Genomic DNA, 14503 nt, shown 5'->3' with positions numbered 1-14503 from the left:
GCTTCTTCCGGCTTCGTCAGCGGGGATGAAGCCGGCCCAGCCTGCGACACCTCGGGGATCCAATGACTCAACTCGCGAACAAGGTCGTCTGGATCACCGGCGCCTCCAGTGGCATCGGCGAAGCGCTGGCGAAGCTGGCCGCGCAACGTGGCGCGAAGCTGGTGCTGTCGTCGCGTCGCGAAACCGAACTGGAGCGCGTGCGCCAGGCCTGCCCGCGGCCTCAGGACGTGGCGGTGCTTCCGGTCGACCTTGCGGAATTCGGCGACGCGGACGTGCTGGCCGCGAAGGCCACGAGCTTCTTCGGACCCGTCGACATGCTGGTCAACAATGCCGGCATCTCGCAACGCACGGCCATGCTCGACACCGGCATGGCGGCGTACCGGCAACTGATGGAAATCGACCTGTTCGCGCCGATCGCGTTGACCAAGGCACTGGCGCCCGGCTGGGTCGAGCGCGGCAACGGCCACGTCGTCGTGGTGAGTTCGGTGTTCGGCACGATCGCCATGGCACGGCGCACCGGCTACGCCGCGGCCAAGCATGCGCTGCATGGCTTCTTCGACAGCGCGCGCATCGAACTGGGCCATCGCGGAGTGAAGGTCACCCTCGCCTGCCCGGGTTTCGTCCGGACGAATGTGTCGGTGAACGCGCTCGGGCCGGGCGGACAGCCGTACGGCAGATCGGACCATGACATCGACGGCGGCATGGACCCGATGGTGTGCGCGGAAAAGATCTGGCGAGCCGTCGAAGCTGATCGCTACGAAACCACGATTGCTGGAATCGAGCGCGTCGCGGTGCTGATCAAGCGCTTCCTGCCGCTGCGCTGGTACACCGCGTTCGCGCGGCGTCTAAAGGTCAATTGACCCGGTAGTGCCGAGCTTGCCCGGCACGCTCGGCCTCTCCTGGAAAAGCGTGCCGAGCAAGCTCGGCACCTACAAAACGAAAGGGGCCCGAAGGCCCCTTCGCACGTGACGTGCGTTACTCCGCCCGCACATCCACGCGAACCCGGATGCGGTCGCCGGGGTGGTAATTGGTGCGGGTGGTGTACTGCTGGCCGGCGTATTCGTACGTCACGTCGTAGGCGTTTACCGAACGATCATTGCCGTGCGCGCCGTTGCCGGTGTAGTAGCCGTTGCTTCCGCTGGGAACCGGATCGCAGACCGTCACGGTGCCCACGCGGTCGCGCTGGCGGCGGTTCTGGTCGTAGATCTGCCGTCCGGCCATGCCACCGACCATCGAGCCGATCGCCGAAGTCGCATAACGCGCACTGCCGCCACCAACCTGGCTGCCGATTGCCGCACCAACGATGCCGCCGACCACGGTCGCAACCGTGGCGCCGGCCTGCGAGCCGGTATTGCGGCGGTTGCCGTACTGGTCGTAGTACCCGTCATCGCGACCGTTCTGGTAGTAGCCGTCATTGCGGTAACCATCGCCGCCGTAACCACCGTTGTAATAGCCGTCGTCGCCGCGCACGTAGGTATCGCGGTTGTAGCAGCGCTGCGAATTCGACGTCGGATAGCCCGAGCCGTAGCGCGAATCGAACACCGGGTCGACGCGGATCACGCGCGCATAGTCGTAGCGGGTGTTGGCGTCCTGCCCATAGGCCGGCGACCGGTATGCCGGCGCGGTGCGATAGGTCTGCGCCGAGGCGATGCCGGTGGTAGCGGCCAGGCACAGGGCCAGGGTGGAGGCGAACAGACGCTTCATGTGGATGCTCCGGACGCCGGGGATGGCGTGCGCGGATCGTCGGTCCGCGGCGGGCAATGCAGGCTGAATCCAGCCCGTTCCACCGCAAGGATTTACCTCGCCGACAGCCAGCCCGCGACCTGCCCCGCGAGCGCCGGCGCACTACGACCAAGCAAGGGCCCGGCATGGCTGGGCGAAGCGGCCTGGAGCAGCTCCGCATCCCAATCCCGCGCGAGTGTGCGGATCAACGCGGGCGGCACGTCTTCGTCCTGCGTCGATACCACGCAGAGCACCGGGCATTGGGGCTTCGCGACATCGATGCCTGCCTGCGCCGCGCGCAACACCGCGCCGGACTCGTCGCGCCAGTGGCGGAACGCGAACAGTGCAGTCGCATCGTCCGCATCCGGCAATGCGCGCCGCGTCGAAGCCAGTCGCGCATCGCCGCGCCAGCGCACAAGATCCGGCCATTCCTTCGACGGCAGCGATGCCGACCACGGCCGCGGCGGCAACGGATTCACCAGCACCAGCGCATCGGCTTCATCCGCGCATGCCATCGCAAACAGGCCGCCCAGGCTCGCGCCGATCACGGCACGCGGACGCGGCAAGGCGCGCAACGCGGCACGCACCTGCGCGAGGTAGTCACCGAATGTCGTGACCTCCAACCCGCCATCGGCAGGCTGGAGATCAGGCGTGGCGACTTCAATACCTGAAGCCGCCAGCACGCCGCGCCACAGGTTCCATTCCCAACCGCCACCACCTGCTCCGTGCAGCAGGAGCGCGTGCCTCACCGGTGCCGGCATGGGACGACGCCGCTCAGTCCTGCAGTGTCGCGGACAGCGTCACCGGCACCGACAGCGAGCGCGAAATCACGCACCCGGCCTTGGCGGATTCGGCGATCTGCTGGAACTCCTCATTGGTGATGCTGGGGATCTTGGCCTTCACGATCAGGTTCACGCCGGTGATGGTCGGTCCCGGATCCATGCCCGGGTCCATGGTGGCTTCGGCGCGGGTTTCGATCCTGTCGGGCGTGAAGCCGGACTTGCCCAGGATCGCGGACAGCGCCATCGAGAAGCAGCCTGCGTGCGCCGCGGCGAGCAGCTCTTCCGGATTGGTGCCCTTCTCGTCGCCGAAGCGGGTCTTGAACGAGTAGTTCTGTTCGGCAAAGAGGCCGCTCTGCGGCGTGCTCATGCTGCCCTTGCCTGCCTGCAGGTCGCCCTGCCACACCGCGTCCGCGTAACGCTTGAAAGCCATGTCCGTGCTCCGTCTGAGGGGCGCACAGGGTATCGCTGGTGGCGTTAGGTTTGTGGAGCCGGTGCTTGTGCCGTGGATCTTTGCTTGCGGCGTGGCTCTTTGAGCTTTTGACCTTGCGGGCCCCGTGGCACAGCGGCAGGCGGGACGGATCAGACCCCGCAGGCGCGCGCGACAGGACGTCGCGCGCTTTTCGACACGACAGGGATGTCGTGTCGAAAAGTCCCGGCCCGCCTGCGGACCCGTAGCGAAGCGGAGGGCGCGGAGCTTCGGGGTGTCCTTTCTTTTGGTTACTTTTCTTTGGACAAGCAAAGAAAAGTGACTCGCCCCGCAGGGCGAAAGCTCCTGCCCTTGTCGTTGCTCCGCGGAAGAGCCAAGGTACGAAGCAAGGGCTTCCCCTGCGGTGCAGGTCACTTTCTCTTGCTTGCCGAAGAGAAAGTAACCAAAAAGAAGGGAAGGCACGCCGGGTGCTTCGCGCCCGACGCTGCGCGTCGGGTCCGTGGACGGGCCGGGGTTTTTCAACAGGACATCCCTGTCGTGTCGAAAAACGCGCGGCATCCATGCCGCGCGCCCTGCGGGCCTGATCCGTCCCGTCCACCGCTGCGCCACGGGGACCCGAAGAACCACAGCCACAGCCACCGCTCTCGCAGCGACCAAAGCGTCCCTCACATCCCAACCCTTGACCCGCCTCCCAAACGGCGGGATGTTTGCGTCCCGGCTTCCGCCGGTACCCGCCATGACCGCCCTCGCCGAGCGCACCTGCTCGGATGGCAGCGCTTCCGACGCGGACAGCCATGACGGCCTTTCTGGGCATTGCCCGCACCCAACCACGGGAGAAACGGCCTCATGTCGTACAGCACACAGGACATCCGCAACGTGGCCTTGGCAGGCCACCCCGCCGCCGGCAAGACGACGCTTTTCGAAGCCCTGCTGCACGCCGGCGGCGCGATCCAGACAGCAGGCACGGTCGAACGCGGAGGTACCGTCTCCGACTTCGACGCGATAGAAAAACAACGCGGTCATTCGATTGACGTCGGCATCGCCTCCACGGACCACGGCGGCATCCACGTCAACCTCATCGACACTCCCGGCTATCCCGATTTCCGCGGGCCCGCGCTCTCTGCGTTGGCTGCGGTCGAAACCGCAGCGATCATCGTGGACGCGGACAGCGGCGTCGAATACGGCACGCGGCGCATGATGGATTACGCCAGGGCGCGCAATCTCTGCCGCGTACTGGTGATCAACAAGATCGATCACGCCGACGCGGACACCGCGCGCGTGTTGCAGGACCTGCGCGATACCTTCGGTCCCGAATGCCTGCCACTGAATCTACCCGCCGATGGCGGCAAGGCCGTCGTCGACTGCTTCTGGAGCACTACCGGCGACAGCGATCTGGGGTCCGTCGCCGACTGGCACCAGAAGATCATCGACCAGGTCGTCGAGATCAACGAAACGGTGATGGAGCACTACCTCGATCTCGGCGAAGGCGGACTGTCCGGCGAAGAACTGCACGATGCTTTCGAACAATGCCTGCGCGAAGGGCATCTCGTGCCCGTGTTGTTCGTTTCGGCGCGCACCGGCGTCGGCGTGAAGGAACTGCTCGACGTCGCCGAGAAACTCTTCCCGAATCCGGCCGAAGCCAACCCGCCGCCGTTCCATAAAGTCGGATCAAATGGCGCAGAACCCATCGAAGCGCTGCCCGATCCGAAGCGGCACGTCATCGCCGACGTCTTCAAGATCGTCAACGATCCTTTCGTGGGCAAGCTCGGCGTATTCCGCGTCTACCAGGGCACGGTGAAGAAGGACACGCAGCTGTTCGTCGACGACGGCAAGAAACCGTTCAAGGTCGGGCACCTCTTCAAGCTCAAGGGCAAGGACCACATCGAGATCGAGGTGGCCATGCCCGGCGACATCGCCGCCGTGGCCAAGGTCGACGACCTGCACTTCGACGCGGTGCTGCACGACAGCCATGACGAAGACCAGATCCATCTCGCGCCGCTGGAATTCCCGAAGCCGATGTTTGGCCTAGCAGTGGAGGCCGCGCACAAGGGCCAGGAACAGAAGCTCTCGACCGCGCTGCACAAGCTCGCGGAGGAAGACCCCTGCTTCACGGTCGAGCACGAGGCCGAAACCAACGAGACCGTGATCCGTGGCCTCTCCGACCTCCACCTGCGCGTGAACCTTGACCGGCTCAAGGAAAAGCACGGCGTGGAGGTGAAGTCGCGTCCGCCTCGCATCGCCTATCGCGAAACCGTGAGCGGCAAGGCCGAAGGCCACCATCGCCACAAGAAACAGACTGGCGGCGCAGGCCAGTTCGGCGAGGTGTTCCTGCGCATCGAACCGCTGCCACGCGGTGGCGGTTTCGAGTTCGTGGACGAGGTGAAGGGCGGCACGATCCCCGGCCAGTTCATGCCGGCGGTGGAGAAAGGCGTACGCCAGGTACTCCATGGCGGTGCGGTCGCGGGCTATCCGATGCAGGACGTGCGCGTGATCGTCTATGACGGCAAGCACCATCCGGTCGACAGCAAGGAGGTCGCGTTCGTCGCCGCGGGCAAGAAGGCCTTCCTCGACGCGATCAGCAAGGCGCGGCCGCAGGTGCTGGAACCCATCGTCGATCTCGAAGTGAACGCACCCGAGCAACACATGGGCGACATCAGCGGCGGCCTGGCGAGCAAACGTGCGCGCATCAACGGCACCGATTCGACCCGCGGCAACGAGATCATCGTTCGCGCGCAGGTGCCGCTGTCGGAGCTGGAGGGATATGCCGCCGAACTGAAGTCGGTGACGGCAGGTCGCGGGCGCTATTCGCTCGATTTCAGCCATTACGAACCGGTGCCGCCCCAGGTGCAGCAGAAGCTGATCGACGCCTACAAGCCCAGGACCGAGGAAGACTGAAGCGGCAGCAGGGTGCACCAGCGGCGGTGCGCCTTCGCCTCCACATACCTGACTGCGCAAAAGCGCGGATCGGCGCGGCACGTGGCACACCAATCTTAAATCCGTCGTAACGCCATCTTCACGCTGTGATACGCATCGCAGACCGCCTTCCCGAGGAGGCGTTTCATTCGCCCTGCAATACAGGGGGAATGATCATGACTGCAGGTAAGCCGACCCGGTCCCACGACCGACTCGAACGAGTAGCCCGGAGCATGCTGGCCATCGCATTGCTCGTTGCCGTCGCCTACAGCACGGGGTTGCTGCCGGCCGGCGCGTAAGGCGGGCAAGCATAAACATCGTCCAGTTCGTCACCCCGCGAAGACAGGAAGCGCTCTTCCACAACGCGAAGCGCTGGTCATCCATGGACCTGGCCTTTACATCCGCACTACACGCTTTCGGCAGCAGCTGACGTCCTTGGATGAACGGACATTCGTCCGTGGAAAAGATGCCCGCCTTCGCGGGAATAACGGTTGGTTAGAGACTGCACTGCGAGCCATCGACAGTCCGCAGCATTGCGACTGACGCCATGCCCTGAGCCGCCATCGCCGCGATAATGGCGGCATGCAACTCTTCGACACGCCTACCCTGCTCGCCTATCTCGCTGCCGCCGTGGTGCTGGTGATCATTCCCGGCCCCGGCACCGCATGGATCATCGCGCAGACAGTCGCGGGTGGAACTGCACGCGGCCTGCGCGCCGGACTCGGGCTCGAAACCGCGACGCTGATCCACGCGCTCGCAGCGGGTTTCGGGCTGTCCGCCGTTCTCGCTACTTCCGCACTCGCCTTCGAAATCCTGAAGTACGCCGGTGCGTTTTACCTGGTGTGGCTCGGCATCAAGGCCTGGCGCAGTGGCGGCAATGCAACCGCCGATGATCCGCATCCCGCGCCGGTGCGCGACAGCGGCGGCGTGTACTGGCGCTCGGTCGTGACTGGCGTGCTCAATCCGAAGGTGGCGCTGTTTTTCCTTGCCTTCCTGCCGCAGTTCGTGCATCCCGAGCGCGGGCTGGTCTGGCTGCAGTTCCTGGTGCTCGGCGTACTGCTGTCGATCATCGGTTTCAGCAATAGCGCAATGTTGAGCACGATGATCGGTCGCTTCGGTCACCGCCTGCGTGGCAACAGCCGATTCGCACATTGGCGCCAACGCCTGCTCGGCACCTTCTTCATCGGCCTTGGGCTGCGCCTCGCATTGCAACAGCGCAGCTGACAGAGCTGTCGCAACAGGCGTCGCCGCGCTACGATCGCCCAGTCGCCAGTCCCCCGGCATGCGACGACATCGGTTCTACACGGATCGCGACCCGTTCTTCGAACGTACCGCAAGCCCAAAGGGGGAACTCATGGACAAGCGCTTCTGGATTTCCGGCGTGGTCATGACCATCGCCACGATGCTGCTCGGCTTCCTGGTACATGGCCTGATGCTGGCCGACGACTACAACACGCTCGTCGGCAAGGTGATGCGTTCGCAGGACGAAGCCAACGCCATGATGCAGTGGATGCTGCTTGCCGATATCTGCATCGGCTTCGCGATGACATGGATCTATCGCCAGGGCATCGCGGCGCGACCGACGATGTCGCAGGGCATCCGTTTCGGCATCGCCGTGGCCTTCCTTACGGTGATTCCGCAGTTCCTGATCTACTGGGTGGTGACCGCGATGCCGGCCGTGATCGTGGGCAAGCAGCTGGCCTTCGACAGCATGCGCATGGTGTTGCTGGGCGTGCTGGTCGCGTACCTCAATCCGCATGCGGGCCGCTGAGGCACGATCCGCGCGCCGGTTCACTTGCGATGCAAAGCGGCGCGGGTATCGTCCTGCCATCCATTCACGGGAGCATGCGATGAACCTGTACGCAAAAAGCCGGCGCCATTTCCTGATCATCGCCGCCATGGTTGCCGGTCTCGCGCTGGCGGGCTGCTCCACCCTCAACGCCGTGACCGCGTTACTGGGCAACCAGGTCAATTTCACGGCGCCGCAATTGCAGCAATCGCTCAACCGCAACTTCCCGAAACACTACGACAAGCTCGGCGGCCTCGTGTCGATGACGCTGTTGAACCCGCGCCTGTCGATTCCGCAGGGGAGCAATCGTTTGCGCCTCGACTTCGACGTCGGCCTGGGCGCACTCGGCAGCGACAGCAGCCGGCCCAGCGGACACTTCGCTTTGACCAGCGCATTGCGCTTCGATACGGGCACGCGCGGCTTGCATCTGCAGGATCCGACGATCGAACAGGTCGACGTGCCCGCGCTAGGCGGCATGATGAACAGCTCCGCGCGGGGCCTCATCAACACCTGGCTCGCCGACTACGCGCGCGACGAACCGGTGTACCGCTTCGACAACAGCCTGCTCGATCGCCTCGGCTCGCGCCGCATTGGCCGCACCGATATCGAGAATGGGCAGGTCGTCGTGCACCTGGGTGACAACTGACCTCCACCGGACACGCTTCGAACGAATACGACATGCGCAACCACTCCATCGTTGCCCTGCTGCTCTGCACGCTGCTCGTCACGGCGTGCGGGGACAGGAAGCACCAGAACGCCGCAACAGGCGATAAAGCCACCGAACAACTCCCCGCACCGGCAGGCACATCGGGGGGCGTGACCGGCATGCCGGATCGGCCGGGGCCGGGTCCCGTCGGCCCGCCTGTGGCCGAAGCGCCCGAAGTGCCGGTCGACGAAAGCGGCAACCCGTTGCTGCCCGACGCTCCGGCGCAGGATGCCACCGCTTCCGAGCCCACGCCGGAAGACGCTGTGACCGTCATCCGCAACTACTACGAGGCGATCAACAGCGGCGATTTCGATCGCGCGTACACGCTGTGGTCCGACAGCGGCCGCTCGAGCGGGAAATCGCCCCAGCAGTTCGCCGCCGGCTTCGCCGATACCACCGGCGTTTCCATCGAAATGCAGGCTCCGGGCAATGTGGATGCGGCCGCGGGCTCGCGCTACATCGAAGTACCCGTCGCGCTCACCGCCACGCATCGCGATGGCAGCCAGCATCGCTTTGCCGGCAAGTACGTCCTGCGTCGGGCTGTGGTCGATGGCGCCACGCCGGAACAACGGCAATGGCGGATCGCCTCAGCCGATCTCGGCGAAGTGGTCCCATGACAGCCGGCTCCACGGCGAAGCCAGGCATCGTGGCGTTCGCCTGCGCGTGCCTGCTCGCCGCGTGTTCGCAGCCGCCCGGTTCGCCTGAAGCAGCGACGCCTGCCAAGCCAGCATCCGTGGCGCGCGCGGCGCCGGACGCACCATCGCCAACGACCGGCACGCCTGCCGGACGAAGCACGGAGTACGTGCTCCCCGGCGACTTCGCGCCGGATGCCACCGTCGAAACGCTGCGCAAGCGTTTCGGCGACACGCAGGTGAAAGTCGGCGACGTCCCCGGCGCCGAGGGCGAGACTTTTAACGGCGTGATCCTCTTCCCCGGTGACAGCACGCGGCGCGCGTACCTGTATTTCCAGGATGAGCAGGCGTTGCGCGGGCTGAGCCTGGTGCGCGTCTTCGAGCCGGACACGCACTGGCGTCTCGACGACGGCATTGCGATGGGCATGACGCTCGCGGAACTGGTGCAGCGCAACGGTCACCCGATCGACTACACCGGGCTCGGCTGGGATTACGGCGGCACGGTGACCGACCTGCACGACGGCGCTCTCACACCACCCGGCAACGACGCGGTCATGCGCAGCTGGAAACTCGGTCCGAAGGACATCGAACACGAGGCCGCCGCGGATGCCTATCCCGTGGGCGAAGGCACCTTCTCCAGCGCCGATCCGCGTTACCCGGAACAGGGGCGGAATGTCGCCGTTCGCGAGCTGTCGATCTCGTTCCCGGGCGAAGACGATCTCTGACCTCGCATCAGCGGACCAGCGCATGCGCTCGGACGTCCACCGCATCGTGCTCGACACGAACGTGTGCCTGGACCTGTTCGTGTTCGACGATCCACGCTGCGCGCGATTGCGCGACGCACTGCACGCGGGCGAGGTGGTCGCGGCGACCGATGATGCGTGCCGCGGCGAATGGCTGCGGGTGCTGCGGTATCCGGAACTGGGGCTGGATGAGGCTATGCGGGAAGCCGCCACTGCACGCTTCGATGACACGATCCGGCATGGTTCTTCGCAGTTCGTGGATGGAGCCGGCCTCCCGGCGCTACCGCGTTGCCGCGATCCCGATGACCAGAAATTCCTCGAACTCGCCGCGAGCGTGCAGGCACGCTGGCTGCTCACGCGCGACGACCACCTGCTTGCGCTGGCGAAACGCACGAGGCGTAACGGATTGTTCGCGATCCTTACGCCGTCGGAATGGTGCTCGCAGCCGCAGGACGGGTTGAGCACGCGCTGAAACGCGATGTGGTCCCGCGTCGATGGCGTTCGCCTTTGGCTCAATCCATCCTGCGAAACGCTACAACTCGAACCGATACGACAGCTTCACCAGCAACTGTTCGCTGTCGCGCAGCGAGAACGCATCCTGGAACTGCTCGCGCGCGTGGTAACGGCCAAGGATGTCTTCCTCGTAGAACGAACCGCCGCGCACGTAGGCGACGTACAGATAGGAAAGCGGCGCCAGCTCGTAGCGATAGCGGATCTGGAAGCCAAGGTTGCGCAGGCCCACGTCCGGAATCTCTTCCGCCGACTCCACTGGCTCGCCACTGGCCGCCACGCGCCATGCCTTGCGGGCCTTCGCATCCAGGCCGATCGCTTCCAGCCGCACGCGCAGTTCCTGCTTGTCGCTGATCAGGAACACGCTGCCGGCGTTGAGCAGGATCATGTCCTCGTTGTAGCTGCCGAGCAGGTTGTCGCCGCGCCAGAGTATCCAGTCGCTGTTGCGCTCGAAGAACCACGCGGTGAAGAAACGCAGGCGATCGTTAACGTGATAGGTCGGCTCCAGGTCGATCTGCAACGAACTGCGCGCTGGCGTCTCCAGCCCTTCCGATGCCCAGCGCACGTTGCCGTAGAACTCCCACGGACTGTCGCCCTGGCGCGGACGGTTGCGTTCGTAGAAGAGGAAATACTTCGTGGGCACGTCGACGATGCCGTTGCCGCGCAGGATCAGGTCGTCCTTGCCCGCCGTCCAGGTCGCCACTTCGAAGAAATCGTTGCCGCCATCGCGCAGCTGCCCGGCACGGTTCATCGCCGCGGCATCGGCGATGTGCACTCCGTTGTCGTTGACGCGCCTGGACACTGCCCAATGCCAGTCGGCGGCGTTGTACTTCGACGCCTCCGCCTGGTTGGTGAAGCGGCGTCCGAGGTCGTAGCGCGCGTAGTTGTAGTTGTTGCGTTCCAGGTAACCGAAGTCGTTGAGCTGCAGGTTGCCGCCGAGGTGCAGCATGTAGAGCTGCTGGCGCCAGCCCTCGCCCATGTCCCAGTCGATGCGCACCTGGCCGCCGGTATCGCTGCCGCCATCGCCGTCCTGCGAAACGTCCGAACCCACCAGCGTGGTGCGGATCGACCACGACGGATTCGGCGTCCAGCGATGGTCGACTTCGTACACGTTCGCGTCGCGTTCGATGCAGCCGTCCGCGTCCTGGGTGAAGCACGGCCGCTGCACGCGCGTCACCATCGCACCCATGCCCTGCTTGTCGCCGTCGCGCGAGGTTCGCACCGCATAGAAGTCGCGGCCGGCTTCGTCGGCTTCGGTCGCGGCGAACACGCCGTAATTGAGCGGGCCCATGCTGCCGTTGAGCTTCATCGCGGCGGTCACGTCGCCCGCGCCGCTGCCGTCGTCGGCATTCGCGCCGACGCGGCGGGTGTAGATCAGTTTGTTGCGGTTGTTGAGCGAACCGAACGGCACGTCGAAGTAGCCCTGATTCTCGGTGAAGAACGGACGCTTGTCGTTGAAGAAGGTTTCCGTCGCGCTGAAGTTGACCACCAGCTGGTCGCTCTCGACCTGGCCGAAGTCGGGGTTGAGCGTCGCGCTGAGTTGGAAGCGTCCGTTCGGCTTCCAGAAGATGTCGGCACCCGCGTCGAAGTCGGCCTTGTTGGCGACGTTGTCGTACACGACCGACGTGTACGGCGTGATCGCCAGCAGCGACTGGCTGAACGCGGGCACCTCCACCTTGTTGAGCGCGGTGAGGAAACGCGATTCCTGGAAACTGATCGCCGGCCACGAGGCACGTTCGCCAGTGGCGCCGATCACCCGGTCGAGCTGGATGCCGAGCGTGCGCGTGCCGTCCTTGACATCGCGCATCGGTGCGACGTGCCACGGGATCAGCATTTCGGCAGACCAGCCTGCCTCGTCTTCGCTCGTGGCGTGGCGCCAGTCGCCGTCCCAGTCGGTATTGAACTGGTTCTCGTTGGTAATCGTCGTATCGATGATGCTGTTGGAGAGCAGCACGGTGAAGTTGTAGCCGGAGCGGCCGTCGCCATCGAAGTCGACGTAGAGATTCACACGATCCGCCTGGGCGCCCTGATCGCGCTGTGCCTGCTGGCGCGTGCGCGGGATGCCCGGTGCCTGCTGGTTGCGGAATGCGATCGCCAGGCCATCTTCGGTGGCAAGGATCCAGGCTTCGGTCGGCTGCGGCGCCGGCGCGCGCGATAGCGGTTGGGTGAGCCGGAAATCGGTAATGTGTTGCGCGCCCTGCCATTCGGCGGAATCGATGCGGCCATCGACTTCTACGGCGGCCGCAGCAGAAGGCACCGCGAGCGCGGCCAGGAGGGCGATGGTCAGCGTTGCACGCATGGAAGATCCGGAAGCGGGTGGCGCGGCCGCATCGGTTCGCGGCCGCAGGCAGCAGTCGTTCATCGACCGCGTTGGCGCGCAGCGTATTGCCGACTGTGGCGATTACCGCATGGCGGAAGTCATGCCAACCAATTGCCTATGGCGTGCATCGCGCGCGCCGGCCGCTTTTTGCTTGGGAGAAGATGGCGTGAAGTGGCGTTGTGCCTTGCCTTCCCTCGGGAGACGGCAGGGCGAAGCGCCCGGATGAGAGTGCGGCCAACTGGGCGATGCTGGCGCGGTAGAAGCAATTCCGCAGCTGCCGTTCGATGGTGCGCTGCCCTGCACGACTTCGCCGCCGCTCACGCCCAGCCCCTACCTCAACAGTTCCGCAAAAATGTGCCTTCAATCCGCAAAAAAAACGCCGGGGCACGCCCGGCGTTCGGCAAGAAGGGACTCGCATCCCTTACTTCTTCTTGCCCTTCTTTTTCTTCTTGTCCTTTTTCTTGGACTTGTCTTTCTTTGGCTGAAGCATGGTCCCGGTGCAGTTGGGCGAACCGCAACGGCATTCCCAGATCTTCTTCAGCTCCTTGGTGTGCTTTTCCTCCAGGCGGATGCCGTAGTTGTACGACAGTTCCTCGCCCGGCTTGATGCCGCGAATCGCCTCGATGAAGACCTTGTCCTTGCGACGGTCATCGTCGTCGTCCTCTTCCAGCACCGCCTCGCAGTTGGGCTCGCAGCTGTGGTTGATCCACCGCGCCGAGTTGCCCTCGAAGTTGGCGTCGATCACGTACTCGTCGTTGAGCGTGAACAGGAAAGTGTGACCCGAGTCCACGTCGCCGCTGTCGCCGGCGTCGACTTCGTCATGCGTACGGCGGCGGCCCTTGTATTCGATCAGGCGCTCGCCCTTCTTGATCGGTGCGACGGCGAACATGCCGTTGCCATGGATATTGGAGCGACGGGTGGCGATCTTGCGTGGCATGCAGGGTCCGGCTTGGAGGATGGCGAAAGGAGCGATTGTGCTTGATAAGCGAGGATGACGTCATCGCGTGGAGAGGGTGTGGACGACGAAGGGGGCGTCGTCCAAGCCATGACGTCGATGAGAACAGCGGCTGACTGCCGGTTGGATCGCATGCGCCTGATGGATCGCAATGCTCGTCGCCGACAGGGCTCGCGAGCCTTCTAAACCTCGGCGCGAGTCGTTCGACCCTCCGTTGAACTTACGGGAGGCTCGCCAGACCCCGTTCGACCCTCAGCCGGACCTACGCGAGCCGCGCCACGACCCAATCGTTCCGCCTGAACTCACACAAGGCTCGCCGCGCCCCATTCGAGGCTCGGCCGGACTCAATCGACCCTCCGCCCGACCCGCGCCCCTCGCGCGGCCCGTCCGTCCCTGCGTCGCACCCTCGCGACCCTCACAGGGACCTCTCCGACCCTGCTGCTCGACCCGGGCCACCCTAATCCGTACAATTCCAGTACGAATTGAACCGCCAGCCATGCAGCCATGCTCCGCGTCGCCAAGCTCACCGACTACGCCACCGTCGTCATGACTGTCCTCGCCGCCCACCAGGGCAGCGAGCAGGTCGATGTGCTGAGCGCTTCGGAACTCGCCGAGCGGGCGGGACTGGAAACACCCACCGTCGCCAAGGTCCTCAAGCCGCTGTCGCAGGCCGGATTGGTTGCGGCGACCCGTGGCGCCAGCGGCGGCTACCGGCTGGCGCGGCCGGCAGAAGCCATCGGGTTGATCGAAATAGTGGAGGCGTTGGAGGGACCGCTCGGCATGACCGAGTGCACCGTCCACACCGGCAACTGCGGCATCGAACAGTCCTGCGGCGTGCGCGCCAACTGGAACCGCATCAACGACGTGGTGATCGAGGCCCTGCGCAACGTCACCCTCGCCCAGATGCTCGCGCCGCCACCGGCAAAACCCGTTCCCGAACCAAGCCCGGCGAAGCGCATCGACCTGCACCTCGCCACCACGTAGGCGGGCTCGATCCCCCTCCA

The 14503-nt window shown here is 65.1% G+C and carries 14 protein-coding genes; 9 read left to right on the top strand and 5 right to left on the bottom strand.

From position 1 onward, the window contains the following. Positions 1–62 precede the first annotated feature (62 nt). Positions 63–860, top strand: a complete 798-nt coding sequence (locus tag ASD14_RS09810) for an SDR family oxidoreductase (protein ID WP_056132720.1) — start codon at positions 63–65, stop codon at positions 858–860. A 115-nt stretch (positions 861–975) separates the two neighbouring features. Here the strand turns inward: ASD14_RS09810 and ASD14_RS09805 are convergent, their stop codons facing one another. The 3 genes from ASD14_RS09805 to ASD14_RS09795 form a co-directional block, all read right to left on the bottom strand. Further along, positions 976–1704 (bottom strand): glycine zipper 2TM domain-containing protein, encoded by a 729-nt coding sequence (locus tag ASD14_RS09805; RefSeq protein ID WP_056132718.1) that lies wholly within the window; start codon positions 1702–1704, stop codon positions 976–978. Positions 1705–1796: 92 nt separating this feature from the next. Continuing rightward, on the bottom strand, positions 1797–2483 hold the full coding sequence (locus ASD14_RS09800; RefSeq protein WP_056132716.1) for an alpha/beta fold hydrolase: 687 nt from the start codon (positions 2481–2483) through the stop codon (positions 1797–1799). A 13-nt stretch (positions 2484–2496) separates the two neighbouring features. Beyond that, positions 2497–2934, bottom strand: coding sequence for an OsmC family protein (locus ASD14_RS09795; protein ID WP_056132714.1), 438 nt, complete (start codon positions 2932–2934; stop codon positions 2497–2499). An 843-nt stretch (positions 2935–3777) separates the two neighbouring features. On the opposite strand from ASD14_RS09795, the gene fusA reads away from it, so the two are divergent. The 7 genes from fusA (at position 3778) to ASD14_RS09760 (ending at position 10186) form a co-directional block, all read left to right on the top strand. Continuing rightward, complete coding sequence (fusA, locus tag ASD14_RS09790; protein WP_056132710.1) at positions 3778–5826, top strand: elongation factor G; 2049 nt, start codon at positions 3778–3780, stop codon at positions 5824–5826. A gap of 600 nt (positions 5827–6426) precedes the next feature. After that, complete coding sequence (locus ASD14_RS09785) at positions 6427–7068, top strand: LysE family translocator (protein WP_056132706.1); 642 nt, start codon at positions 6427–6429, stop codon at positions 7066–7068. Between the two features lie 130 nt (positions 7069–7198). Beyond that, positions 7199–7615 (top strand): hypothetical protein, encoded by a 417-nt coding sequence (locus ASD14_RS09780; protein ID WP_056132704.1) that lies wholly within the window; start codon positions 7199–7201, stop codon positions 7613–7615. 79 nt (positions 7616–7694) lie between these two features. Next, a complete protein-coding gene (locus tag ASD14_RS09775) occupies positions 7695–8279 on the top strand; it encodes a DUF1439 domain-containing protein (protein WP_056132702.1) in 585 nt (194 codons plus the stop codon). A gap of 32 nt (positions 8280–8311) precedes the next feature. Beyond that, complete coding sequence (locus tag ASD14_RS09770; protein ID WP_056132699.1) at positions 8312–8956, top strand: hypothetical protein; 645 nt, start codon at positions 8312–8314, stop codon at positions 8954–8956. Then, positions 8953–9696, top strand: a complete 744-nt coding sequence (locus ASD14_RS09765; RefSeq protein ID WP_056132696.1) for a hypothetical protein — start codon at positions 8953–8955, stop codon at positions 9694–9696. Before ASD14_RS09770 ends, ASD14_RS09765 begins: the two co-directional genes overlap by 4 nt. Positions 9697–9718: 22 nt before the next feature. Beyond that, positions 9719–10186, top strand: coding sequence for a putative toxin-antitoxin system toxin component, PIN family (locus tag ASD14_RS09760; protein ID WP_056132693.1), 468 nt, complete (start codon positions 9719–9721; stop codon positions 10184–10186). A 60-nt stretch (positions 10187–10246) separates the two neighbouring features. Here ASD14_RS09760 and ASD14_RS09755 read toward each other — a convergent pair whose 3' ends face one another. Both ASD14_RS09755 and ASD14_RS09750 read right to left on the bottom strand, forming a co-directional pair. Then, positions 10247–12523 carry a DUF5916 domain-containing protein gene (locus ASD14_RS09755; protein WP_056132689.1) on the bottom strand — a complete coding sequence of 759 codons (2277 nt, stop codon included), beginning with the start codon at positions 12521–12523 and terminating at the stop codon, positions 10247–10249. Between the two features lie 442 nt (positions 12524–12965). Continuing rightward, complete coding sequence (locus ASD14_RS09750) at positions 12966–13481, bottom strand: SET domain-containing protein-lysine N-methyltransferase (protein WP_056132685.1); 516 nt, start codon at positions 13479–13481, stop codon at positions 12966–12968. A 522-nt stretch (positions 13482–14003) separates the two neighbouring features. Between ASD14_RS09750 and ASD14_RS09745 the strand changes: the two genes are divergently transcribed. Next, positions 14004–14483 carry an SUF system Fe-S cluster assembly regulator gene (locus ASD14_RS09745; RefSeq protein ID WP_056132682.1) on the top strand — a complete coding sequence of 160 codons (480 nt, stop codon included), beginning with the start codon at positions 14004–14006 and terminating at the stop codon, positions 14481–14483. Positions 14484–14503 lie beyond the last annotated feature (20 nt).

This window comes from Lysobacter sp. Root494 (assembly GCF_001427225.1).
Classification (GTDB): domain Bacteria; phylum Pseudomonadota; class Gammaproteobacteria; order Xanthomonadales; family Xanthomonadaceae; genus Agrilutibacter.
Note: the sequence above shows the minus strand (reverse complement) of the source record. Positions and strands in the feature narration are given on the sequence as shown.

Excerpts from the sequence above, each read along its gene's own strand:
- ASD14_RS09780 (WP_056132704.1), top strand. The coding sequence starts at position 7,199 with ATGGACAAGCGCTTCTGGATTTCCGGCGTGGTCATGACCATCGCCACG.
- ASD14_RS09755 (WP_056132689.1), bottom strand. The coding sequence starts at position 12,523 with ATGCGTGCAACGCTGACCATCGCCCTCCTGGCCGCGCTCGCGGTGCCT.
- ASD14_RS09745 (WP_056132682.1), top strand. The coding sequence starts at position 14,004 with ATGCTCCGCGTCGCCAAGCTCACCGACTACGCCACCGTCGTCATGACT.
- ASD14_RS09795 (WP_056132714.1), bottom strand. The coding sequence starts at position 2,934 with ATGGCTTTCAAGCGTTACGCGGACGCGGTGTGGCAGGGCGACCTGCAG.
- fusA (WP_056132710.1), top strand. The coding sequence starts at position 3,778 with ATGTCGTACAGCACACAGGACATCCGCAACGTGGCCTTGGCAGGCCAC.
- ASD14_RS09810 (WP_056132720.1), top strand. The coding sequence starts at position 63 with ATGACTCAACTCGCGAACAAGGTCGTCTGGATCACCGGCGCCTCCAGT.
- ASD14_RS09785 (WP_056132706.1), top strand. The coding sequence starts at position 6,427 with ATGCAACTCTTCGACACGCCTACCCTGCTCGCCTATCTCGCTGCCGCC.
- ASD14_RS09775 (WP_056132702.1), top strand. The coding sequence starts at position 7,695 with ATGAACCTGTACGCAAAAAGCCGGCGCCATTTCCTGATCATCGCCGCC.
- ASD14_RS09760 (WP_056132693.1), top strand. The coding sequence starts at position 9,719 with ATGCGCTCGGACGTCCACCGCATCGTGCTCGACACGAACGTGTGCCTG.
- ASD14_RS09805 (WP_056132718.1), bottom strand. The coding sequence starts at position 1,704 with ATGAAGCGTCTGTTCGCCTCCACCCTGGCCCTGTGCCTGGCCGCTACC.
- ASD14_RS09800 (WP_056132716.1), bottom strand. The coding sequence starts at position 2,483 with ATGCCGGCACCGGTGAGGCACGCGCTCCTGCTGCACGGAGCAGGTGGT.
- ASD14_RS09765 (WP_056132696.1), top strand. The coding sequence starts at position 8,953 with ATGACAGCCGGCTCCACGGCGAAGCCAGGCATCGTGGCGTTCGCCTGC.
- ASD14_RS09750 (WP_056132685.1), bottom strand. The coding sequence starts at position 13,481 with ATGCCACGCAAGATCGCCACCCGTCGCTCCAATATCCATGGCAACGGC.
- ASD14_RS09770 (WP_056132699.1), top strand. The coding sequence starts at position 8,312 with ATGCGCAACCACTCCATCGTTGCCCTGCTGCTCTGCACGCTGCTCGTC.